Source organism: Kribbella sp. NPDC059898 (genome assembly GCF_042730855.1).
GTDB lineage: Bacteria > Actinomycetota > Actinomycetes > Propionibacteriales > Kribbellaceae > Kribbella.
The window spans coordinates 88,464-112,130 of sequence record NZ_JBHWKR010000009.1 but is presented as its reverse complement, the minus strand read 5'-3'; the positions used below and the strand labels follow the sequence as shown (position 1 = coordinate 112,130).

Here is a 23,667-nt window from a genome sequence, read left to right as displayed (position 1 = left end):
TCCGCGTCCTCAGAGCTTGATCTCGATGTCGACACCGGCCGGCAGGTCGAGACGCATCAGCGAGTCGACGGTCTTCGGCGTGGGGTCGATGATGTCGATGAGCCGCTTGTGGGTGCGCATCTCGAAGTGCTCGCGGCTGTCCTTGTACTTGTGCGGCGAGCGGATGACGCAGAACACGTTCTTTTCCGTCGGCAACGGCACCGGGCCAGCAACCTTCGCACCAGTACGCGTCACCGTGTCGACAATCTTGCGTGCCGAGCTGTCGATGACCTCGTGGTCGTAGGCCTTCAGCCGGATGCGGATCTTCTGTCCCGCCATCGCTTCGCTTCGTCCTTCTCTATCGTCTTCCGTTGCGTTGCTCCGACCCCCGCGGTCGGGTGTGTCGCGGACGCGGCACGCGCGTGACTCACCGCTTCGTCGACCCTGGGTGGGAATCGGGGCCCGGTCTCGGACCGGAACCTCGGCATGGTCTCCGGTCCGGCGCACCAGCCCGGTCGAGAAGACCTGGGGCGCGCCCCGGCGGCCTCGCCTGAGCAACCTGAACATTGTGCCAGAGATCGGCGCCGGAACGCCAATCGGGCGGCTCCACGCCTGATCCGGTACCACCTGAGCGCCGGATCGGGCGCAAAGCAGAGGTCCGCGAGGGCTCAGTTCCGAGCCCTCGCGGACCTCATGAGATCACTTGATGATCTTGGTGACCCGGCCGGCGCCGACGGTGCGGCCACCTTCACGGATCGCGAACTTCAGACCGTCCTCCATGGCGATCGGCTGGATCAGCTCGACCGTCATGTCGGTGTTGTCGCCCGGCATGACCATCTCGGTGCCCTCGGGCAGCGTGACGACACCGGTGACGTCGGTGGTGCGGAAGTAGAACTGCGGGCGGTAGTTCTGGAAGAACGGCGTGTGACGGCCGCCCTCCTCCTTGGAAAGGATGTAGACCGACGCCTCGAAGTTCGTGTGCGGGGTCGTGGTGCCCGGCTTGATGACGACCATGCCGCGCTCCACCTCCTCGCGCTTGGTGCCACGAAGCAGCAGACCGACGTTCTCACCGGCCTGGCCCTCGTCGAGCAGCTTGCGGAACATCTCGATACCGGTGACCGTGGTGGTCAGCTTGGTCTCGTGGATGCCGACGATGTCGACGGTCTCGTTGACCTTGACGACACCGCGCTCGATCCGGCCGGTGACGACCGTACCGCGACCCGTGATGGTGAAGACGTCCTCCACCGGCATCAGGAACGGCTTGTCGATCTCGCGCTCCGGCTGCGGGATGTACTCGTCCACGGCGTTCATCAGCTCGAGGATCGACTCGCCCCACTTGGCGTCGCCCTGCAGCGCCGGGTGCGCGGCAACGCGCACGATCGGCGCGTTGTCGCCGTCGAACTCCTGCTCCGAGAGCAGCTCGCGGACCTCGAGCTCGACGAGCTCCAGGATCTCCTCGTCGTCGACCATGTCGCACTTGTTCAGGGCGACGACCATCGCCGGCACGCCGACCTGACGGGCGAGCAGCACGTGCTCACGCGTCTGCGGCATCGGGCCGTCGGTGGCGGCGACGACCAGGATCGCGCCGTCCATCTGAGCCGCACCGGTGATCATGTTCTTGATGTAGTCCGCGTGACCCGGGCAGTCGACGTGGGCGTAGTGCCGGGCCTCGGTCTGGTACTCGACGTGCGCGATCGAGATGGTGATACCGCGCTGGCGCTCTTCCGGCGCCTTGTCGATCTGATCGAAGGCCGACGCCTCATTGAGGGTCGGGTACTTGTCGTGCAGCACCTTGGTGATCGCCGCGGTAAGCGTGGTCTTACCGTGGTCGATGTGACCGATGGTACCGATGTTGACGTGCGGCTTGGTCCGCTCGAACTTCGCCTTCGCCACTGGGGCCCTCCTGGATAAATGTTGACTACGCCGTACGCCGACGCGCTGTGGGTGTGGTGGTCAGGAGCGAGAAGTCACTCGCCCCGGGCCTTCTTGATGATCTCTTCCGCCACGTTCTTCGGAACCTCGGCGTAGGAATCGAACTGCATCGAGTAGGACGCGCGACCCTGGGTCTTGGACCGCAGGTCACCGACATACCCGAACATCTCGGACAACGGCACCAGGGCCTTGATGGCCCGGCTGCCACCAGGGCCTTCGTCCATCGACTGGATCTGGCCGCGGCGCGAGTTGAGGTCGCCGATCACGTCACCCATGTAGTCCTCGGGGGTGATGACCTCGACCGCGAACATCGGCTCGAGGATGACCGGCGTCGCCCGCCGGGCGGCGTCCTTGAAGGCCATCGAACCGGCGATCTTGAACGCGAGCTCGGAGGAGTCGACGTCGTGGTAGGCGCCGTCGGTCAGCGTGACCTTGACGTCCACCATCGGGTAGCCGGCCAGTACGCCGAACTCCATCGCCTCCTGGGCGCCTTCGTCCACCGACGGGATGTACTCCCGGGGGATGCGGCCACCGGTGACGGCGTTGACGAACTCGTAACCGCCCTCGCCACCGGCCTCGACCGACGTCGGCTCGATGTTGATGATCACACGCGCGAACTGACCCGAACCACCGGTCTGCTTCTTGTGCGTGTAGTCGACCTTCTCGACCTTCTTCTTGATCGTCTCGCGGTAGGCGACCTGCGGCTTGCCGACGTTCGCCTCGACGCGGAACTCGCGCTTCATCCGGTCGACCAGCACCTCGAGGTGCAGCTCGCCCATCCCGGCGATGATGGTCTGGCCGGTGTCGTCGTCGGTCCGGACCTGGAAGGTCGGGTCCTCTTCGGCGAGCCGCTGGATCGCGACGCCCAGCTTCTCCTGGTCGGCCTTCGACTTGGGCTCGATGGCCACCGAGATGACCGGTGCCGGGAACTGCATCGACTCCAGCACGACCGGCTTGGCCGGGTCGCACAGGGTCTCACCGGTGGTGGTGTCCTTCAGGCCCATCACAGCGACGATGTGGCCGGCGCCGATCGACGCGATCTCCTCACGCTTGTTCGCGTGCATCCGGTAGATCTTGCCGATCCGCTCCTTGCGGCCCTTCGTCGGGTTCAGCACCTGGGTGCCGGTCTCCAGCTTGCCGGAGTACACCCGGATGAAGGTCAGCTTGCCCAGGTGCGGGTCGGCCGCGATCTTGAACGCCAGCGCCGAGAACGGCTCGTCGTCGGCCGGCCTGCGCAGCACGACCTGCTCCGGGTCCTTCACGTCGTGGCCCTCGATGGCCGGGACGTCGATCGGGCTCGGCAGGTACGCGTTGATCGCGTCGAGCAGCGGCTGGACGCCCTTGTTCTTGAACGCCGTGCCGGTCAGCACCGGGGTCAGCTTGCTGGCCAGGGTGGCCCGGCGGATGCCGGCCACGAGCTGCTCCTGGGTCGGCTGCTCGCCTTCCAGGTACTGCTCCATGATCTCGTCGTCGGCCTCGGCCAGCGTCTCGATCAGCTTGTCGCGCCACTCGGCGGCGATCTCGGTGTGCGACGCCGGGATCTCCTCGACGGTGTAGTCCTCACCCATCGTGGTCTCGCCGCGCCAGGTCAGCGCGCGCATCCCGATCAGGTCGACGACGCCGATGAAGTCGGCCTCGGCCCCGATCGGCAGCTGCAGCACCAGCGGCACCGCGGCCAGCCGGTCGACGATCATGTCGACACAGCGCATGAACTCGGCGCCGGTCCGGTCCAGCTTGTTCACGAAGCAGATCCGGGGTACGCCGTACCGGTCGGCCTGACGCCAGACCGTCTCCGACTGCGGCTCCACGCCGGCGACACCGTCGAACACCGCGACGGCACCGTCGAGGACACGCAGCGAACGCTCCACCTCGACGGTGAAGTCGACGTGGCCCGGGGTGTCGATGATGTTGATGGTGTGGTCTTTCCAGGTGCAGGTCGTCGCGGCGGACGTGATCGTGATGCCGCGCTCCTGCTCCTGCTCCATCCAGTCCATCGTGGCGGCGCCGTCGTGGACCTCACCGATCTTGTAAGTGATACCGGTGTAGAAGAGGATCCGCTCGGTCGTCGTCGTCTTGCCGGCGTCGATGTGGGCCATGATCCCGATGTTGCGGACCTTGGCCAGGTCGGTGGTGATTTGTACGGCCACCTCGGTGGTCTACCTCTCGCTTCTGTGGTGCGACAAATTGGGTGAGCTGGGGTCCGGGGAGGACCCCGGGATCACCAGCGGTAGTGGGCGAAAGCCTTGTTGGCTTCGGCCATCTTGTGCGTGTCCTCGCGGCGCTTCACCGACGCACCGAGACCGTTGGACGCGTCCAGGATCTCGTTCATCAGGCGCTCGGACATGGTCTTCTCGCGGCGGGCCCGGGAGTACGACGTCAGCCAGCGCAGGGCGAGCGTGGTCGAGCGACCCGGCTTGACCTCGATCGGCACCTGGTAGGTGGCTCCACCGACGCGGCGGCTCTTCACCTCGATGCTCGGCTTCACGTTGTCCAGCGCACGCTTCAGCGTGATCACCGGGTCGGTGCCGGTCTTGGTGCGAGTGCCCTCGAGCGCGTTGTACACGATGCTCTGCGCGATCTGCTTCTTGCCGTCGACCAGGATCTTCGAGATCAACTGGGTGACGAGCGGCGAACTGTAGACCGGGTCGATGATGACCGGGCGCTTCGGGGCGGGGCCCTTGCGCGGCATTAGCTCTTCTCCTTCTTCGCGCCGTAGAGGCTGCGAGCCTGCTTCCGGTTCTTCACACCCTGGGTGTCGAGCGAACCGCGGATGATCTTGTACCGGACACCCGGGAGGTCCTTCACCCGGCCACCGCGGACGAGCACGATCGAGTGCTCCTGCAGGTTGTGGCCGACGCCCGGAATGTAGGCGGTGACCTCGATACCGCTGGTCAGGCGGACACGGGCAACCTTGCGAAGCGCCGAGTTCGGCTTCTTCGGCGTGGTCGTGTAGACGCGCGTGCACACACCACGACGCTGAGGGGAACCCTTCAGGGCCGGCGTCTTGTTCTTGGACACCTTGTCCTGGCGGCCCTTGCGGACCAGCTGGTTAATGGTGGGCACCGCGTGGGTCTCTTTCTGTCGTCCGGCTGGGTTTGTAGCTGTTACCTGACCCCCGCGGTCGGGTGTGTCGCGTGCGTACGAGCAGACCGAAGCCGTAATCTTCCAGACTGTCGGCAGGAGTCCCGTACCACGCGGCCCGACCCGTTGGACGAGGGGCACGCATGACGGCCCAGGAAAGACCCCGGGCACGATCGTTAAGACTAGCGGGTGCCTCAAGCACGGTCAAAATGACTAACCGACCGCCGTTCAGGACCCTCCGCTCCCTAAGTGTACAGGGCCTTCGGAGTCGCCCTCCCGCGCGGAAACTCAGTGCCGTCCGCGGCCGCCGGCAAACGCTTCCACCGGTACCCGTCGCCGCGTTCCGCCGGCGGCCGATCCCCTTACAGGACAGGGATCAGCGGCACTCCGTCCCCGATGCCGGACGCCCGTACGGCGACCTCCCGGACGACTGCCCCGGAACCCGCCGGCCGGCGTCCAGCAGGAGCACCGCGAAGAGCCGGGATCGACTGCCCGGGCGCGGTCCACCTACTGGATGACCGTCTCATTCCGGCCGAGGGCGGCCGCGGGGTCCGCGACCGCCTGCTCGAACTCGGTCAAGAGCGGAACTCGACGTCGGTGATCAGGCCGTCGACGACCCGGTAGAGGGCCAGCCGGGCAGTGGATCCGTCGTCCTCGTAGCTGTTCACGTGTTCGACCACCCACTCCCCCAGCGTGATCTTCTGGACGACCTCGGACTTGCAGCGGCCGGCGTCGAAGCGCGGGCGGTAGTACTCGCGCAGGAACCGGCGGCCCTTCAGTTCGGAGCCGTCCGCGAGCTGGATCCGGGCGGTCGGCGAGTACATCGCCAGGAACGCCTCGAGGTCGTGGGCGGCGTACGCCGCGTGCTCGCGGCTGATCGCCCGCGCTGCGGGGGTCTCGGGCGCCGTACCGAGGTCGATCCCGGGCGCCGTACCGAAGTCGGCGAGCGGGGCCTGGGCGACCGGCGCCGGCGGGGCCACGGGTGCCTGCTGAATGGCGGGTTCAGCAGCCACCGGCGTCTCCCGGACGGCGACACCGGCCTTGGCGACGGCCGGCGTACGGCGACGTGGTGTGGTGGCCCGCTTGCGGGCCGGAGGTGGTGGGACGAGGAGCTTGCCGTCGTCCCCGGGCTGCTCGCCGAGGTGGGCGATCGCCCAGTCGAGAGCCTTGGTCACGGCGGCGCGTGATTCTTCGGTGTGGTCGAGCATGTCGAACCCGTGGTGCCCTTTCGGTACGTCGATGATGTCCAGCGCGGTGCCTCCCGCGGATACGAATTCCGCGACCGGACCGGCGAGCTCCTCACGCTCGAGTCCAGCTCTGGTCAGCAAAACCGGCAGGTCCTTGTGTTTGCCGATGACTTCGGCAGCAGTTACCAGATCGTCGACACCGGGCGGGGTGGCGAGCAACGGGTAGGTCAGGGCTACGAAGCGCAGCCAGTCGGGGCGGCTGTCCAGCCACTCCCCGGCCAGCAGGCCGGCGCCCGAGAAGAACCACAGGCCGACCCGATCGGGGTCGACCCGTGGATCCGAACGCAGTACGGCGACCGCGGCCTCCACCTCGTCCGCGGCCACGACCAGGCGGTCGAGTCCGTGGATCAGGCTGTGGTCGACGACTGCGGCCACCAGGCCTCGCCTGGCGGCAGCGGTCGCGTAGCCCTTGTAGACCGGCCAGTCCCGAGGCATCACCTCGAGGCCGTCCGGCCCTGGTCCCCCGTGCACGAAGAGAATTGCGCCGCCTCGGGCGGTACCGGGCGGGCGGTACAGGTCGATCTCCCCCAGGCGATCGACGCGTACGTCAGAACCTTCCAGAACCCCCAGGACGAAAGGCCGCAGGTAGGCCGGCAGATCCGTCATGCACCAATCTTGGCGCATCCCGGGCACACTGTGTGCCGCCACCCCGAGTGTCTTTTCCCGGCCGGTCCGTAAACGCCGCGAGGGCGGCACTTCCCGGGTGGGGAAGTACCGCCCTCGGCGGGTGACTCAGGCTCAGTTCTGGTACGAACCGAGGTCGAAGTCGTCGAGCGGGACCGACTGACCGCTGGACGGGCCGAAGTCGTAGTCGTACGACTCGTAGCCGACCATCGAGTACATCGCGGCCTTCGCCTCCTCGGTGGGCTCCACCCGGATGTTGCGGTAACGGTCCATGCCGGTACCCGCCGGGATCAGCTTTCCGATGATGACGTTCTCCTTCAGACCGACCAGGGAGTCGGACTTGCCGTGGATCGCGGCCTCGGTCAGGACCCGGGTCGTCTCCTGGAAGGAGGCGGCCGACAGCCACGACTCGGTGGCCAGCGAGGCCTTGGTGATACCCATCAGCACCGGACGGCCCGAGGCCGGCGTACCGCCCTCGGCCACGACGCGGCGGTTCTCCGCCTCGAACATGATCCGGTCCGCGAGCTCACCCGGCAGCAGGTTCGCCTCGCCGGACTCGATCACCGTGACCCGGCGCAGCATCTGCCGGACGATGATCTCGATGTGCTTGTCGTGGATGGCCACACCCTGCGACCGGTACACCTCCTGGACCTCGTCCACCAGGTGCTCCTGCGCCTTGCGGACACCCAGGATCCGCAGAACCTCCTGCGGGTCCGGCGTACCCTGCGTCAGCTGCTGACCGACCTCGACGTGCTGACCGTCCTCGATCAGCAGCCGGGCCCGCTTCGACACCGGGTAGGCGACCTCCTCGGAACCGTCGTCCGGGGTGAGCACCAGCTTCCGGGTCTTGTCGGTGTCCTCGATCGCGATCCGGCCGGCTGCTTCGCCGATCGGCGCCTTGCCCTTGGGCTGGCGGGCCTCGAAGAGCTCGACCACACGCGGCAGACCGTGGGTGATGTCATCACCCGCGACGCCACCGGTGTGGAAGGTCCGCATGGTCAGCTGGGTCCCCGGCTCACCGATGGACTGGGCGGCGATGATGCCGACCGCCTCACCGATGTCGACCGGCTTGCCGGTGGCCAGCGAACGGCCGTAGCACTTGGCGCAGGTACCGGTCTTGGCGTCACAGGTGAGCACCGACCGGACCTTGACCTCCTCGAGCCCGGCCTCGACCAGCTTCGCGATCGAGACGTCGCCCAGGTCGCTGCCGGCCGTCAGGACCAGGTTGCCGTCCGGGTCGAAGGCGTCGGTCGCCAGGGTCCGGGCGTACGCGCTGGTCTCGACGTGCTCGGCGTGCACGACCTTGCCGTCCGGGCCCTTCTCGCCGATCTTCTTCGGCAGGCCGCGCTCGGTACCGCAGTCCTCCTCGCGGATGATCACGTCCTGCGAGACGTCCACCAGACGACGGGTCAGGTACCCCGAGTCGGCGGTCCGCAGCGCGGTGTCGGCCAGGCCCTTCCGGGCACCGTGGGTGGCGATGAAGTACTCGACCACCGACAGGCCCTCGCGGAAGTTGGACTTGATCGGCCGGGCGATGATCTCGCCCTTCGGGTTGGCCACCAGACCACGCATACCGGAGATCTGCCGGATCTGCATCATGTTGCCTCGGGCACCGGAGTGGATCATCATCCAGATCGGGTTGTCCTTGGCGAAGTTCTCCTCCATCGCCTTGCCGACCTCGGCGTTGGCGCCGGTCCAGATCTCGATCAGCTCCTGCCGCCGCTCGGACGAGGTGATCAGACCCCGCTCGAACTGCTTCTGGACCTTCTCGGCCTGGGACTCGTACCGGGCCATGATCTCGGGCTTGCTCGGCGGCGTGCTGAAGTCGTCGATCGACACCGTGACACCGGACCGGGTGGACCAGTAGTAGCCCAGGTCCTTCAGCGCGTCCAGCGCGTGCGCGACCTCGACCTTGGTGTACCGCTCGGCCAGGTCGTTGACGATCCCGCCGAGCTGCTTCTTGCCCACCTCGGTGTCGACGAACGGGTAGTCCGCCGGCAGCGCCTCGTTGAACAGCGCGCGGCCCAGGGTGGTCTCCAGGCTGAACCCGCCGTTCGGCAGCTCGATCGCGTCCGCGGGCACGCCCGAACCGCTCAGCCGGAGCGTGACCTTCGCCTGCAGCGCCAGCTCGCCGTGGTCGAAGGCCATGATCGCCTCGGCCACCGAGCCGAACGCCCGGCCCGCACCCTTGGCGCCGTCCTTCAGCATGGTCAGGAAGTAGACGCCGATGATCATGTCCTGGGTCGGCATCGTGACCGGACGGCCGTCGGCCGGCTTCAGGATGTTGTTGGTCGACAGCATCAGGATCCGCGCCTCGGCCTGTGCCTCGGCCGACAGCGGCAGGTGCACCGCCATCTGGTCACCGTCGAAGTCCGCGTTGAACGCGGAGCAGACGAGCGGGTGGATCTGGATCGCCTTGCCCTCGATCAGCTGCGGCTCGAACGCCTGGATACCCAGCCGGTGCAGGGTTGGTGCACGGTTGAGCAGAACCGGGTGCTCGGTGATGACCTCTTCCAGCACGTCCCACACCTGGGCGCGCTGACGCTCGACCATCCGCTTGGCGGACTTGATGTTCTGCGCGTGGTTGAGGTCGACCAGCCGCTTCATCACGAACGGCTTGAACAGCTCCAGCGCCATCGCCTTCGGCAGACCGCACTGGTGCAGCTTCAGCTGCGGGCCGACCACGATGACCGAACGGCCCGAGTAGTCGACGCGCTTGCCCAGCAGGTTCTGACGGAAACGACCCTGCTTGCCCTTGAGCATGTCGGACAGCGACTTCAGCGGCCGGTTGCCCGGGCCGGTGACCGGACGGCCGCGGCGGCCGTTGTCGAACAGCGCGTCGACGGCCTCCTGCAGCATCCGCTTCTCGTTGTTGACGATGATCTCCGGCGCGCCCAGGTCGAGCAGCCGCTTGAGCCGGTTGTTCCGGTTGATCACCCGGCGGTACAGGTCGTTCAGGTCCGAGGTGGCGAACCGGCCACCGTCGAGCTGGACCATCGGGCGCAGGTCCGGCGGGATGACCGGGACGCAGTCCAGGACCATGCCCATCGGGCTGTTGTTGGTGGCCAGGAACGCGGTGACGACCTTGAGCCGCTTCAGGGCGCGGGTCTTGCGCTGGCCCTTGCCGGTCTTGATCGTCTCGCGCAGGTTGTCCGCCTCGGCCTTCAGGTCGAAGGTCTCCAGCCGGCGCTGGATCGCGGCGGCACCCATGGCGCCCTCGAAGTACTTGCCGAACCGCTCCTTCATGGCGCGGTAGAGGATCTCGTCGCCCTCCAGGTCCTGGACCTTCAGGTTCTTGAACCGGGTCCAGACCTCGTCGAGGCGGTCGATCTCGCGCTGCGCACGGTCGCGCAGCTGCTTGACCTCACGCTCGGCGCCTTCCTTGACCTTGCGGCGGACGTCGGCCTTGGCGCCCTCGGCCTCGAGCTGCGCCAGGTCCTCCTCGAGCTTCTTCATCCGCGTCTCGATGTCGTTGTCACGACGGTTCTCGAGCTGCTTGCGCTCGACGTCGACCCGGCCCTCGAGCGAGGACAGGTCGCGGTGCCGCGCCTCGTCGTCGACGTCGGTGATCATGTACGCCGCGAAGTAGATGACCTTCTCCAGGTCCTTCGGGGCGAGGTCGAGCAGGTAGCCGAGTCGAGACGGGACACCCTTGAAGTACCAGATGTGGGTGACCGGCGCGGCCAGCTCGATGTGGCCCATCCGCTCGCGGCGCACCTTGGAGCGGGTGACCTCGACGCCACACCGCTCGCAGATGATGCCCTTGAAGCGAACGCGCTTGTACTTGCCGCAGTAGCACTCCCAGTCCCGGGTGGGACCGAAGATCTTCTCGCAGAACAGACCGTCACGCTCGGGCTTGAGCGTCCGGTAGTTGATCGTCTCCGGCTTCTTGACCTCGCCGTGAGACCACTGGCGGATCTCGTCCGCGGTGGCCAGGCCGATCCGAAGCTCGTCGAAGAAGTTCACGTCGAGCACGATGTGTTATCTCCCGTTGCTAAAAGTGGTCTGAGTGAGTTGGTTGTTGATGTCAAGCGGCAACCCGCTCAGACCTCCTCGACACTGTTCGGCTCGCGCCGGGACAGGTCGATGCCCAGTTCCTCCGCCGCCCGGAAGACGTCCTCCTCGCTGTCGCGCATCTCGACCCGGCTTCCGTCGGACGAGAGCACCTCGACATTGAGGCAGAGGGACTGCATTTCCTTGACCAGAACCTTGAACGACTCCGGGATACCCGGCTCCGGAATGTTCTCGCCCTTGACGATCGCTTCGTACACCTTGACCCGGCCGACGACATCGTCGGACTTGATCGTCAGCAGTTCCTGCAGCGCGAAGGCGGCGCCGTAGGCCTCCAGGGCCCACACCTCCATCTCGCCGAACCGCTGGCCACCGAACTGGGCCTTACCACCCAGCGGCTGCTGGGTGATCATCGAGTACGGACCCGTGGACCGGGCGTGGATCTTGTCGTCGACCAGGTGGTGCAGCTTCAGGATGTACATGTAGCCGACGCCGATCGGGTCCGGGAACGGCTCACCCGAACGACCGTCGAACAGCCGCGCCTTGCCCTGGCCGTTGACCATCCGGACACCGTCCCGGTTCGGCAGCGTCGAGGAGAGCAGGCCGGTGACCTCGTCCTCCGTCGCGCCGTCGAAGACCGGGGTGGCGACGTTGGTCATCGGCTCGGCCGCACCGGCGCCGATCTTGATCAGCCGCTGCGCCCACTCCTCCTCGTTCTCCGGGTCGACCTCCCAGCCGCGGGAGGCGATCCAGCCGAGGTGGGTCTCCAGCACCTGGCCGACGTTCATCCGGCCGGGCACGCCCAGCGGGTTCAGGATCACGTCGACGTGGGTGCCGTCCTCGAGGAACGGCATGTCCTCGACCGGAAGGATCTTGGAGATGACGCCCTTGTTGCCGTGCCGGCCGGCCAGCTTGTCGCCGACCGAGATCTTCCGCTTCTGGGCCACGTACACGCGGACCAGCTGGTTGACGCCCGGCGGCAGCTCGTCGCCGTTGTCGCGGTCGAAGACCCGGACACCGATGACGGTGCCCTCCTCGCCGTGCGGCACCTTCAGCGACGTGTCGCGGACCTCGCGCGCCTTCTCACCGAAGATCGCGCGCAGCAGCCGCTCCTCCGGGGTCAGCTCGGTCTCGCCCTTCGGGGTGACCTTGCCGACCAGGATGTCACCGGTGGTGACCTCGGCGCCGATCCGGATGATGCCGCGCTCGTCCAGGTCGGACAGCATCTCGTCGGAGACGTTCGGGATGTCCCGGGTGATCTCCTCCGGCCCCAGCTTGGTGTCGCGGGCGTCGACCTCGTGCTCCTCGATGTGGATCGAGGTCAGCAGGTCCTGCTGCACGACGCGCTGGCTGAGGATGATCGCGTCCTCGTAGTTGTAACCCTCCCAGGTCATGAAGGCGACCAGCATGTTCCGGCCGAGCGCCATCTCACCCTCGTCGGTGCACGGACCGTCGGCCAGCGGCGTGCCGACCTCGACCCGCTGCCCGGCGTCGACCAGCGGGCGCTGGTTGATGCAGGTGCCCTGGTTCGAACGGCGGAACTTCGCCATCCGGTAGGTCTGGTACGTGCCGTCGTCGGCCGCGATCTCGATCAGGTCGGCCGAGACCTCCTTGACCACACCGGGCTTGTCCGACACGACCACGTCGCCGGCGTCGACCGCACCGCGGAACTCCATGCCGGTACCGACCAGCGGGGCGTCCGAGGTGATCAGCGGCACCGCCTGGCGCTGCATGTTCGAACCCATCAGCGCGCGGTTGGCGTCGTCGTGCTCGAGGAACGGGATCAGCGCGGTCGCCACCGACACCATCTGGCGCGGTGAGACGTCCATGTAGTCGACGTCGTCGACCGGGACGAGCTCGACCTCACCGTGACGGCGGCGGACCAGCACGCGCTCCTCGGCGAACCGGTTGTCGTCGTTCAGCGCGGCGTTCGCCTGCGCGATGACGAACCGGTCCTCCTCGTCGGCGGTCAGGTAGTCCACCTGGTCGGTGACCTGGCCCTGGACGACCTTGCGGTACGGCGTCTCGACGAAGCCGAACGCGTTCACCCGGCCGTACGACGCGAGCGAGCCGATCAGGCCGATGTTCGGGCCTTCCGGGGTCTCGATCGGGCACATCCGGCCGTAGTGGGACGGGTGCACGTCGCGGACCTCGAACCCGGCCCGCTCACGGCTCAGACCACCGGGGCCGAGCGCGTTCAGCCGGCGCTTGTGGGTCAGGCCCGCGACCGGGTTGGTCTGGTCCATGAACTGCGACAGCTGCGACGTACCGAAGAACTCCTTCAGCGCCGCCACCACCGGACGGATGTTGATCAGGGTCTGCGGCGTGATCGCCTCGACGTCCTGGGTCGTCATCCGCTCCCGGACCACGCGCTCCATCCGGGCCAGGCCGGTGCGCAGCTGGTTCTGGATCAGCTCACCGACGGTACGCAGCCGGCGGTTGCCGAAGTGGTCGATGTCGTCCTCTTCGACCACGATCTCGCCGCGCGGAGCCGGCAGCTCGGTCTTGCCCTCGTGCAGCGCGACCAGGTACTTGATCGTGGCGACGATGTCGTCGACGGTCAGCACCGCCTGGTCGTGCGCCTCGTCCCGGCCGAGCTTCTTGTTGATCTTGTAGCGGCCGACCTTGGCCAGGTCGTAGCGCTTGCCGTTGAAGTAGTAGTTCTCCAGCAGCGCCTGCGCGGCCTCGCGGGTCGGCGGCTCACCCGGACGCAGCTTGCGGTAGATGTCCAGCAGCGCGTCGTCCTGCCCGGAGGTGTGGTCCTTCTCCAGGGTGAGGCGGATCGACTCGTAGTCGCCGAACTCCTCGAGGATCTGCGCGTCGGTCCAGCCGAGCGCCTTCAGCAGCACGGTGACGTTCTGCTTGCGCTTACGGTCGAGGCGGACGCCGACCATGTCGCGCTTGTCCACCTCGAACTCCAGCCACGCGCCGCGGGACGGGATGATCTTGGCGGTGAAGATGTCCTTGTCGGACGTCTTGTCCGGGGTGCGCTCGAAGTACACACCGGGCGAACGGACGAGCTGCGAGACCACGACACGCTCGGTGCCGTTGATCACGAACGTGCCCTTGCGGGTCATCAGCGGGAAGTCGCCCATGAACACGGTCTGGCTCTTGATCTCGCCGGTCTCGTTGTTCATGAACTCGGCGGTGACGAACAGCGGAGCGGAGTACGTGACGTCCCGTTCCTTGCACTCGTCGACCGTGTTCTTCGGCGGCTCGAAGCGGTGGTCGCGGAACGACAGCGACATGGTGCCGCTGAAGTCCTCGATCGGGGAGATCTCCTCGAAAATCTCTTCCAGGCCGCTGGGGCCGGACAGGTCCGACCGCCCCTCGGCCTCGGCGGCGGCCACGCGGGCCTGCCACGTTTCGTTGCCGACCAGCCAGTCGAAACTGTCCACCTGCAGCGCAAGCAGATCCGGAACCTGAAGAGGCTCGGAGATCTTTGCGAAGGAGATGCGGCGGGGGCCGGTGACGTTGGAAATGCTGTCGGACTGGGGGTTGCGCGAGGCGACCAAGGGGCGTCCTTCCACGGGCTCGCAAAATCACATCGGTGCTGGGTGCGCACGCCAAGCCGCCCCAGTCAAGTCGGAGACCCGAGCGAGGGCGAGAGAAAAGGCAGCGCAAAGCAATAGGCTACATGATCTGGGCAAGCCTGTCCAATGGGGTCCAACAGTCTGCCGTCGGACCACCCTCTCCGTCAAGGACCGACCCGGGATCTCCAGTGAGCAGATCACCCACGAGACCTCCGGCGCCCCTCGGTGCGGAGTTAGGTAGAGATTACAGTCCGGCGATCTCCTGGACCAGCCATCGGTCGCCGTTTCGGACCATCGTGAACCGGGTCCGGTTCAGGTCCACCCGGGGACTACCCTTCGTGATCGTGCTGGTCGTGGTCTGGTTCACGAAGATGATCAGCGTGACCCGGTCGGCGTCGCCGTCGCGGACCGCCACCTCGCGGACGTCGGCCTTCACCGTGGCCTTGGTCTTGGTGGCGAGCTCGCCGGCCACCTTCGCGGTCTCGTCGAACTTCGCGGCGAAGTCCGGCGTCATCGTCGCCCGCGCGGCGGCGAAACTCGCGTCCAGGTGCTGGTAGTCGTAGCTGAGGGCGGTCTCAGCGGCCTTCCGCCCGGCCGCGGCCGCCTGGTCCCGGGCATCCTCGGCCTGCTGCCCGTGCCAGGCCTTGATGCCGAGCACGGCGGCGACCGCCAGGGTCAGTACGACGACCACGCCGAGAGCGGCGGTCAGCACGTTCCCCAAACCGCGCGGACGGTCACTCTCCGTAGAAGCTTCGGGCTCGACCGGCTCCGGAACTACTTCCTTCTCAGGCTCCGCTGTGACTGGTGTCACAACGTCCTCGACGCCGTCGGGCTTCGCGGGGCGGCGCTGGCCGGCGATCCGCGGGCGGTTGCGTGGCGACGGCATCAGCCGACCACCTGCAAGTCGGCGGTCAGCCAGTGGCCCTTCTCGCGGACCATGTCCAGCTTGATCCGGTACCGGCGTTCGGTCCCGGTGGTCGAGGCGGTGTTCGTCACCACCGCGTTCACGATCACCAGCACCTGCGCGGAGTCCTTGTCGCTGGACACCACACCCGCCTCCTTCACGTCCCCCTTCGAGGTCGCCTTGTTCGACACCACGTCGGTCTTCACCGCGTCGATCCCGGCCTGGAACTCCTGCTTGAACTGCCCGGTGGAGTCGTCGATGACCCGCTTCGAGTCCGCGTCCCAGGTCTCGTAGTTGTACGTCGTGAAGTCCAGCGCGAGCTGCCGCGCCGCCTTCATCGCGCCGCTGCGCTGCTCGGCCGCGGCGCGCTGCTTGCTCAGCGCCACCACCGACAGGGTCAGCCCGACGAGTGCCACGATCAGCAGCACGCTCAGTGCCCAGGCCAGCACCAGCCGGCCGTTCCGTGCGATCACTTGCCGGTCACCGGTCCGAGGATGAGTGCCTTCCAGGAGTCGCTGCCGAGCAGCTCCTGCTGTCCGCCGGTCGAGCCGAGCACGATGTCCGGCATCCCGCCGGTACCGCCCGCCTGACCGGTCGCCGGGTCGTACCCGACGCCGTACCCGGTCCGGTTCAGGTACCGCGACGACGGGGCCGGCTTGTTCTGCGAGCCGCGGACGTTCACGCCGGTCGACGGGTTCGCCGTACACCCGGCGCTGGTGTTCGCGGGCGTGTTCGTGACGAGCTGCGGGACCCGCTTGTCGGTGCCGCCGTACCCGGTCGTGCACGCGTGCGGGCTGAGCCCGACGACCAGGCCGAAGTGCGCGTCGTAGTGCCCGGTCCCCGGGTCCTTGGCCGGTACGACGTACCCGCCCATCGCCACCGCCGGGTACACCACCATCAGCTGCTCGACGGCATCCAGCCGGACCGCGGTCAGTTCGCTCACCGTCAGCAGGTTACCGAGCAGCACCGCGACGTCCGCACTGTTGTCCTGGATCAGGCCGGTGATCTGGGTGGAGGCGAGCGAGCCCTGGTCGATCACGGTCCGCAGGTTCGTGTCCGAGGCGACCAGCGTGTCGGACAGCAGTGCGAGGTTCTTCGCCCAGGTCTTGATCGCGTCGCCGCTGGCCACCTGGGTGGCCAGCACGGTGTCGCCGTCGTTGATCAGCTTGATGGTCTGCAGCACGTTCGCGTCCGCGTCGTTGATCAGCTTGCCGGAGCTGTCGATGATCTTCTGCAGATCGGTGCCCTTGGCCTTCAGCGCCGCGCCGAGCTCGCGGACCGTGGTCCGCAGGCTCTCCTTGTCGACCGAGTTCACCAGCTGGTCCAGGTTCAGCAGCAGCTCGGTGGTGTCGATCGGGATCGCGGTGTCCTGGCGGGCTATCTTCGAGTTGTCCTGCAGGTACGGCGCCCCGTCGCGGCGCGGCTGCAGGTCGACGTACTGCTCGCCGATCGCGGACCGGTCCGCGACCACCGCGACCAGGTCGTTGGGGATCTTGTACTTCTTGTCGATCTCCAGGTTCACGTCGACGCCGTCGGGCAGCAGCTTGAGCTCGCCGACCCGGCCGACCGGCTGGCCGCGGTACGTCACCTCGGCGCCGGAGAAGATCCCGCCGGACTCGGCGAAGCTGGCGCTGACCGTGTAGTTCTTGTTCACCACCAGCTGGTCGACCTGCGCGTACCGGGCGCCGACGAACGCGACGCCGACGACGGTGATCAGCAGGAACACCATCAGCTGGATCCGGACCGCTCTGGTGATCATGAGACCGCTCCCGGCATCAGGGCCCGGGCCAGGTCCGGATCGAACCCGGACCGGTTGAGCTTCGGTGTGCAGATCGGCTGCCCGAGCAGCGTGATGCAGGTCGTCGCCGTACCCGTCGGCACCGGCAGGTTCGGCAGCGAGGTGGGCGCGCTGGTCGGCAGGTGGATCGGCAGGCTGATCCGGCCGGTCGGGATGGCGGTCGGGCCGACCGTCGGCAGATCGATCCCGATCAGGCTCTTCAGCGCCTTCTGGGTGTCCACGTCCACGGTGATCCCGAGGTTCGTGTAGTCGCCCTTCGCGGCGTTGGCGGCCTGGTCCGGGAACGGGTACGTGAACAGCAGCTGCAGCGACTTCGGCAGGTTCTCCCCCGCCTCGGCCAGCTTGGTCAGGATCGGGAACAGCGACTTGAGGTTGGCCACCAGGTCCTGCTGCGCGGACGTGATCACCCGGGTCGCCGTGTTGCCGAGTGTGGCCAGCGCCTGCAGCGTCTTGACCAGTGCGGCCCGCTGCTGGTCCAGCACCTTGATCGAGTTCGGCAGCGAGTCGATCGCGGTCGCCAGCGTCGCCTTCTGCGCGTTCAGCTTCTTCGCCAGCGCGTCCACCGACTTGATCGCGGTGATGATCTTGTTCTTGTTCTGGTCCAGGGTCCCGACGAAGATGTTCAGCTGCGTCAGCACGCTGCGGATGGCCGGCTCGTTACCGGTCAGGGCCTTGTTCAGCTCCTGCGTGATGATCTGCAACTGCGCCACGCCGCCGCCGTTCAGTAGCAGCGACAGCGCCGACAGGACTTCCTCGACCTCGACGTTGCTGGTGGTCCGGGACAGCGGGATCAGCTCGCCGTTCTCGAGCTTGCCCTGCGGCTGCTCGGACCCGGTCGGCCGGGACAGCGACACGAACTTCTCACCGAGCAGGCTGGTCTGGCGGATCGTGGCGTGCGTGTTGTCCGGCAGGTCGAGGCTCTTCGGCAGCCGGATCCGCACCTTGGCGACGTAGCCGTCCAGCCAGACCTTCTCGACCGTGCCGACCGTGACGTCGTCGACCTTCACCGACGACTTCGGCACCAGGTCCAGGACGTCCGCGAACTCGACGGTGACGGAGTACGACGGCCCCTTGATCTTCGCGCCGCCCGGGAGCGGCAGCGAGTACACGGAGAAGTCGCAGCCGGTGAGCAGCATCGCGAGCGCGGCCACGCCCGCGACGAACGACGTACGGCGGTTCACTTGACCAGCCCCCCGAGCGTCGGGTCGACCGGGTCCGGTCGGTTCAGCGGGGCCTGCGGAGCGGGCGCCCACGGCGTACCGGCCGGGCCGCCGCTGGCCGGGGCGCCGCCGGCCAGCCCGGTGATCTTGGTGAGCTTGTTGAGGGCGTCCAGCACCGGCTTCAGCGCCGAGCAGGACGACAGCCCCTGTCCCGCCTGGATCAGGATCGAGCAGATGAACGTCGCCGGGTCGTCGAGCTGGCCGGGGTTGATGCGCTGGTCCAGCGTGCCGTACTGCGGGTTGTAGATCCGGGCCAGGTTGCCGAGGCCGAGCGGCGCGGTGTCCAGCACCTCCGCGATCGCGGCCTTCTCCTTCACCAGGATCTGCGACAGCTGGGTGGCGCTGGAGACGGTCGTCTTCACCAGACCCCGGTTCTCCTTCACGAACGTCGCGACCTCGCCGAGCGCGGTCGCCAGCAGCGCCAGCGCCGTACCCAGGTCCTTCCGCTCACCGGCCAGCGTGGTGGTGGTCTGGGCGAAGTTCGTGTTGAACTGCTTCACCAGCGCGTCGTTCGCCGCCAGCGCCGACACGAACGTCTGCAGCTGCCGGATCGTGTTGAACAGCGCCGACGAGTTCCCCGACAGCGTGCTGGTCAGCTTCGACACGTCGGTGATGGTCTGGTTGATCTTCGCGCCCTGACCGTTCAGGTTCTTCGCCGAGACGTCCAGCAGCCGGGCCAGCGCGCCCTGGTCGTTCGCGCCCTTCGGGCCGAGCGCCACCGACAGGTCGTTGAGGCTCTGGTAGATCTGGTCGAGCTCCAGCGGTACGGCGGTCCGGTCGAGCGGGATCTCGGCGCCGTCGGCCATCACGTCGCCCTTGGAGTACGCCGGGGTGAGCTGCAGGTACCGGTCGGCGACGATCGACGGCGACGCGATCACCGCCTTCGCGGACGCGGGCACCTTGTTCTTCGCGTCCCACCAGAACTTCACCCGGACCGAGCGACCGGCCGGTGTGATGCTCTCCACCTCGCCGACCTTGATGCCGAGGATCCGGACGTCCGAGCCCGGGTAGATCGACACCGCCCGCGGGAAGTACGCCGTCGCGGTCACCCGCTTCGGCTTCGGCCACAGCGTGACGGCGCTGACCGCGACGATCACCAGGATCACCGCCATCGCGATCAGCCGGGACAGCCCGTTCACCCGCATCAGCCGCCACCTCCCAGGATCGGGGGCAGCCCGGTGGGCAGCACCTTGGGCAACGGGATCTCCGGCACCGGCGCGAGGTTCTGCAGGTACGTGTCGAACCACGGCCCGGTGCCGAGCGTGTTCGTGAAGACCCGGACGAACGGCGCGAGGCCCTTCAGGCTGGCGTCCAGCGAGTTCTGGTTCTGCAGCAGCACGGCGAGCACCGCGTTCACCTTCTGCAGGGTCGGCGCCAGGTCCTTGCGGTTCTCCCGGACCAGCGCGGTGATCTGCGCGGACAGCGCCTGCGTCGACACCAGCAGCTGGTGGATCAGCGCGCGCCGGGCCTGCACCGCCTGGAAGACCTTGTTGCCGTCCTTCATCAGCTTGATCAGCTGCTGGTTGCGGTCGGCAAGCACCTTGGTGACCACGTTCGAGTGCTGCAGCAGGAGCTTCAGCTGGGCGTCGCGCTTGGCGACGTTCTCGGACAGCCTGGACAGGCCGGTCAGCGAGGCCTGTACCTCTTCCGGCGTGTTCTGGAACGTCGCCGACAGCGTGTCCAGGGCCTTCGCGAGCTGCGCGGTGTTGATCCGCTCGGTGGTGTTGGCGAGGTCCGTGAACGCGTCGACCACGTCGTACGCCGAGATCGTCCGGTCCAACGGGATCTCCGAGCCGGGCTTGAGCCGGCCCGAGCCGGCCGGGTCGAGCTTCAGGTACTTCTGGCCGAGCAGCGTCTTGATCTTCATCTCGGCGCCGGTCTGATCACCGAGCTGCACGCCCTTGTCGACCACGAAGTCGACCCGCACGTGGGTGCCCTCGAGGACCACGTCGCGGACCTTGCCGACCCGGACCCCGGCCACCCGGATCTCGTCGTTCGCCTTCAGCCCGCCGGCCTCGGAGAACTGCGCCGAGTACTTCGTGCCGCCGCCGATCAGCGGCAGGTCCTGGGCCTTGAACGCGGCCAGCATGATCAGGCCGATCACGGTCAGCCCGATCACGCCGATCGTCACCTGGTTCTGCTCCCGGAAGGGCTTCACTTCGCGCACCTCGCCGAGTTGTTGTCGTAGGCCACCGGGATCCGGGTGCCGATCGGCAGCGTGACGTTGCCGTCGAAGTTGCACAGGTAGAAGTTGAACCAGGAGCCGTACGACGCGGTCCGGGTCATCGAGTTCAGCTTCTGCGGCATGAACTGCAGCGTCTTCACCCAGATCGACTGGGTGTCGTCCAGGGTGCTGGCGACCGTCCGGAGCTTGTCCAGGTCGGCCTTGATCGGCACCCGGGTCTGCTGCAGCAGGCCGGCGGTCTTGGTGTTCAGCGAGTTGATCGACGTCAGCGAGCTGAGGATCGGGTTGATGTCCTGGCTCAGGCCGGTGATGAACTGCTGCAGGTTGACCAGCAGCTGGGAGAAGTTCTGCTGCCGCTGCGAGACGATCTGCAGGGTCGAGGTGAGGTTCGTGATCAGGTCGCCGATCACCTGGTCGGCGTTCGCCAGCGTGGTCGTCAGCGACGCGGTCTTGGCCAGCAGCGACTCGATCGTGCCGCCCTCGCCCTGCAGCACCTTGATCACCTCGAACGCGAACTGGTTCACGTCCGCCGGAGTAAGCGCGGTGAACAGCGGCTTGAACCCGTTGAACAGCACGGACAGGTCCAGCGCGGGCGTCGTCCGTTCCTTCGGGATGATGTCGTTCTTCTTCAGCCGCGGGCCGCCCCCGACGCCGTCGGTGAGCGCGACGTAGCGGTTGCCGACCAGGTTGCGGTACCGCAGCGTGGCGTGCGTCGAGGTGTCGAGGACCTGGTCGGAGTCGACGCTGAACGTCACCATCGCGAGCTTGTCCTGGTAGAGCGCGATCTTGTCGACCTGCCCGACCTTGACGCCGGCGATCCGGATGTCGTCGCCCTGGTTCAGCCCGACCGCGTCGGTGAACACCGCGCGGTACTTCGTGGTCGGGTTGAAGCTGATGTTCCCGATCGTCACCGCGAGCAGCGCGGTCGCGACCGTCGTCACCACCACGAAGATCCCGAGCCGGACGGTGTCGAGCGTGGTCTTCTTGTCGAAGAAGCTCATCGGAGGTTCACCTGCCCGCCGCGGAGGAGGGGGCCGACGATCAGCGTGGTCAGGTCCGGTACGTCGTTCGCGGGGACGCCCATCGCGGGGCCGACGACCGAGTCGATGACCTGCTGCTCTGCCGGCGTACCGACGCCCTGGGTATCCATCGCGGCGCCGGGCATCACGCTGTTCAGCTTCAGGTTCACCGGGAAGCGCTGGTTCTTGTTGTGGTCGCCGATCACGCCGTCGGCTCCGGTCACGTACGGTGCCGGGTTCTGCTGTGTGTACGGGCCGGGCTTTTCGCCGGGGACGCTGTAGTTCTTGCCGACGCAGGTCGGGCCGCGGTGGTCGAGGTACGCCGGCTTCTCGTTGGGCGCGTACGGCGTCGGCTGGTTGGTGATCAGCTCGAGGTTGATGTTCAGCTGGCCGTTGCGGAACGTGTCGTTCAGGATCGGCGTGGTGTCGGTCATCACCTGCAGGAAGCACGGCACCTCGGGGGCGTACTTCTCCAGCAGATCCAGCACCGGGCGGCTGACCTGGCCGAGCCGGATCACCCGGTCCTCGTTGGCCTTCAGGAACGTGTTGCCGGTGGTGGACAGCTGCTGGACGTCGACGAAGAACGACTGCAGCTGCTTCTGTTTCTCGACCACCGTGTTGCCGGTGATGGTCAGATTGCGCAACGCGCGGACGAGGTCCGGGGTCGCGTCGCCGTAGATGTCCGAGACCTGGCTGAGCTTGGCGAGCGCGTCCATCAGCTTCGGGACGCTCGGGTTGAGCTTCTTGAGGTAGTCGTCCAGCTGGGTCAGCGTGCCGGCGATCTCGGTACCGCGGCCCTCGAGCGCGGTCGCCAACGTGTTCAGCGTGGCGTTCAGGTCGGCCGGGTCAACCGCCTGGAGCAGCGGCAGCGCGTCGTTCAGCACCTTCTCGATCTCGATGCCGACCGCGGTCTTGTCCCGCTGGATCACGTCGCCGGCCTTGATGTGCGCGCCCTCCGGGCCGTTCGGCGGCACGAGTGCGACGTACTTCTCGCCGAACAGCGTCTTCGGCAGGATCCGGGCGCTGACCGCGGCGGAGATCTCGTCCACCTGGTCCGGCTTCAGCGCCAGGTCGACGGTCGCCTCGTCGCCGTTCGTGGAGACCTTGCGGACCTCGCCGACGATGATCCCGCGCAGCTTCACGTCCGCGTGCTCGTTCAGCTGCAGGCCGATGTGGCTGGTCTTCAGCTCGACGTTCACGGTCTTGACGAAGACCTTGGCGTAGAACGCGTACGTCAGCCAGAGCAGGAACACCAGGACGCCGATGAACGCGACGCCCAGCACCTTGTGCGAAATGAGACGGGTCATCCGGCCAGCCTCACCGTGGTCGTCGTACCCCAGATGGCCATCGACAGCAGCAGGTCGACGACGTTGATCACGACGATCGACGTACGCACGGCCCGCCCGACCGCGACGCCTACGCCCGCGGGCCCACCGGTCGCGTGGTACCCGTGGTAGCAGTGCACCAGGATCACCAGCACCGAGAACACCAGCACCTTGCCGAACGACCAGAGCACGTCCCCGGGCGGCAGGAACAGGTGGAAGTAGTGGTCGTACGTGCCGGTGCTCTGCCCGTAGAACGTGGTCACGGTCAGCCGGGTCGCGAAGTACGACGAGAGCAGACCCACGACGTACAGCGGGATCACGGCGACGAGGCCGGCGATGATCCGGGTGGTGACCAGGAACGGCAGCGACGGGATCGCCATCACCTCGAGGGCGTCGATCTCCTCGCTGATCCGCATCGCGCCGAGCTGCGCGGTGAACCCGCAGCCGACGGTCGCGGCGAGCGCGATGCCGGCGATCAGCGGGCCGATCTCGCGGGTGTTGATGTACGCCGACACGAAACCGGCGAACGCCGACGTACCGATCTGGTTCAGCGCCGAGTAGCCCTGCAGGCCGACCTCGGTGCCGGTGAAGAACGCGAGGAACGTGATCACGCCGACGGTTCCGCCGATCACCGCGAGCGCACCGGTGCCGAGCGTCACCTCGGCCAGCAGCCGCAGGATCTCCTTGCGGTACCGGGTGACCGACTTACCGGACCACGCCAGCGCCTTGATGTAGAACGCCAGCTGCTCGCCGAGCTTGTCGAGCGAGTTCAGCGGCTTCTTCACCAGGGTGTCCACCAGGGCCGACAC

The 23,667-nt window shown here is 67.2% G+C and carries 17 protein-coding genes; all 17 read right to left on the bottom strand.

Features of this window, described 5'->3' with window-relative positions; all coding sequences use genetic code 11:
• Window positions 1-9: 9 nt before the first annotated feature.
• Window positions 10-318, bottom strand: coding sequence for a 30S ribosomal protein S10 (gene rpsJ, locus ACFV9C_RS26685; RefSeq protein ID WP_012923688.1), 309 nt, complete (start codon window positions 316-318; stop codon window positions 10-12).
• Window positions 319-678: 360 nt separating this feature from the next.
• Window positions 679-1,872 carry an elongation factor Tu gene (tuf, locus tag ACFV9C_RS26680; RefSeq protein WP_380197840.1) on the bottom strand — a complete coding sequence of 398 codons (1,194 nt, stop codon included), beginning with the start codon at window positions 1,870-1,872 and terminating at the stop codon, window positions 679-681.
• Window positions 1,873-1,946: 74 nt separating this feature from the next.
• A complete protein-coding gene (gene fusA, locus ACFV9C_RS26675; protein ID WP_380197838.1) occupies window positions 1,947-4,058 on the bottom strand; it encodes an elongation factor G in 2,112 nt (703 codons plus the stop codon).
• Window positions 4,059-4,129: 71 nt separating this feature from the next.
• The gene (gene rpsG, locus ACFV9C_RS26670; RefSeq protein WP_130384648.1) at window positions 4,130-4,600 is read right to left on the bottom strand and encodes a 30S ribosomal protein S7; all 471 of its coding nucleotides are present in this window, start codon (window positions 4,598-4,600) and stop codon (window positions 4,130-4,132) included.
• Window positions 4,600-4,974, bottom strand: a complete 375-nt coding sequence (gene rpsL, locus ACFV9C_RS26665) for a 30S ribosomal protein S12 (RefSeq protein WP_130384649.1) — start codon at window positions 4,972-4,974, stop codon at window positions 4,600-4,602. The genes rpsG and rpsL overlap by 1 nt, the downstream gene beginning before the upstream one ends.
• A gap of 593 nt (window positions 4,975-5,567) precedes the next feature.
• On the bottom strand, window positions 5,568-6,845 hold the full coding sequence (locus tag ACFV9C_RS26660) for a nuclear transport factor 2 family protein (protein WP_380197835.1): 1,278 nt from the start codon (window positions 6,843-6,845) through the stop codon (window positions 5,568-5,570).
• 132 nt (window positions 6,846-6,977) lie between these two features.
• Window positions 6,978-10,838 carry a DNA-directed RNA polymerase subunit beta' gene (locus ACFV9C_RS26655; protein ID WP_380197833.1) on the bottom strand — a complete coding sequence of 1,287 codons (3,861 nt, stop codon included), beginning with the start codon at window positions 10,836-10,838 and terminating at the stop codon, window positions 6,978-6,980.
• 68 nt (window positions 10,839-10,906) lie between these two features.
• Window positions 10,907-14,389, bottom strand: coding sequence for a DNA-directed RNA polymerase subunit beta (rpoB, locus tag ACFV9C_RS26650; protein ID WP_380197831.1), 3,483 nt, complete (start codon window positions 14,387-14,389; stop codon window positions 10,907-10,909).
• A 262-nt stretch (window positions 14,390-14,651) separates the two neighbouring features.
• A complete protein-coding gene (locus tag ACFV9C_RS26645) occupies window positions 14,652-15,293 on the bottom strand; it encodes a hypothetical protein (protein ID WP_380197829.1) in 642 nt (213 codons plus the stop codon).
• Complete coding sequence (locus ACFV9C_RS26640) at window positions 15,293-15,784, bottom strand: hypothetical protein (RefSeq protein ID WP_380197827.1); 492 nt, start codon at window positions 15,782-15,784, stop codon at window positions 15,293-15,295. Before ACFV9C_RS26640 ends, ACFV9C_RS26645 begins: the two co-directional genes overlap by 1 nt.
• Window positions 15,781-17,070 (bottom strand): MCE family protein, encoded by a 1,290-nt coding sequence (locus ACFV9C_RS26635; RefSeq protein ID WP_380197825.1) that lies wholly within the window; start codon window positions 17,068-17,070, stop codon window positions 15,781-15,783. Before ACFV9C_RS26635 ends, ACFV9C_RS26640 begins: the two co-directional genes overlap by 4 nt.
• Window positions 17,067-18,290 (bottom strand): MCE family protein, encoded by a 1,224-nt coding sequence (locus tag ACFV9C_RS26630; protein ID WP_380197823.1) that lies wholly within the window; start codon window positions 18,288-18,290, stop codon window positions 17,067-17,069. Before ACFV9C_RS26630 ends, ACFV9C_RS26635 begins: the two co-directional genes overlap by 4 nt.
• Window positions 18,287-19,474: an MCE family protein gene (locus ACFV9C_RS26625; RefSeq protein ID WP_380197821.1), complete on the bottom strand. Its 1,188-nt coding sequence runs from the start codon at window positions 19,472-19,474 to the stop codon at window positions 18,287-18,289. The genes ACFV9C_RS26630 and ACFV9C_RS26625 overlap by 4 nt, the downstream gene beginning before the upstream one ends.
• Window positions 19,474-20,487 carry an MCE family protein gene (locus ACFV9C_RS26620; RefSeq protein WP_380197818.1) on the bottom strand — a complete coding sequence of 338 codons (1,014 nt, stop codon included), beginning with the start codon at window positions 20,485-20,487 and terminating at the stop codon, window positions 19,474-19,476. The genes ACFV9C_RS26625 and ACFV9C_RS26620 overlap by 1 nt, the downstream gene beginning before the upstream one ends.
• Entirely contained in the window at window positions 20,484-21,515 is a 1,032-nt protein-coding gene (locus tag ACFV9C_RS26615; protein ID WP_380197816.1) for an MCE family protein, read from the bottom strand. Before ACFV9C_RS26615 ends, ACFV9C_RS26620 begins: the two co-directional genes overlap by 4 nt.
• Entirely contained in the window at window positions 21,512-22,840 is a 1,329-nt protein-coding gene (locus ACFV9C_RS26610; protein ID WP_380197814.1) for an MCE family protein, read from the bottom strand. Before ACFV9C_RS26610 ends, ACFV9C_RS26615 begins: the two co-directional genes overlap by 4 nt.
• Window positions 22,837-23,667 (bottom strand): MlaE family ABC transporter permease, encoded by an 831-nt coding sequence (locus ACFV9C_RS26605; RefSeq protein ID WP_380197812.1) that lies wholly within the window; start codon window positions 23,665-23,667, stop codon window positions 22,837-22,839. The genes ACFV9C_RS26610 and ACFV9C_RS26605 overlap by 4 nt, the downstream gene beginning before the upstream one ends.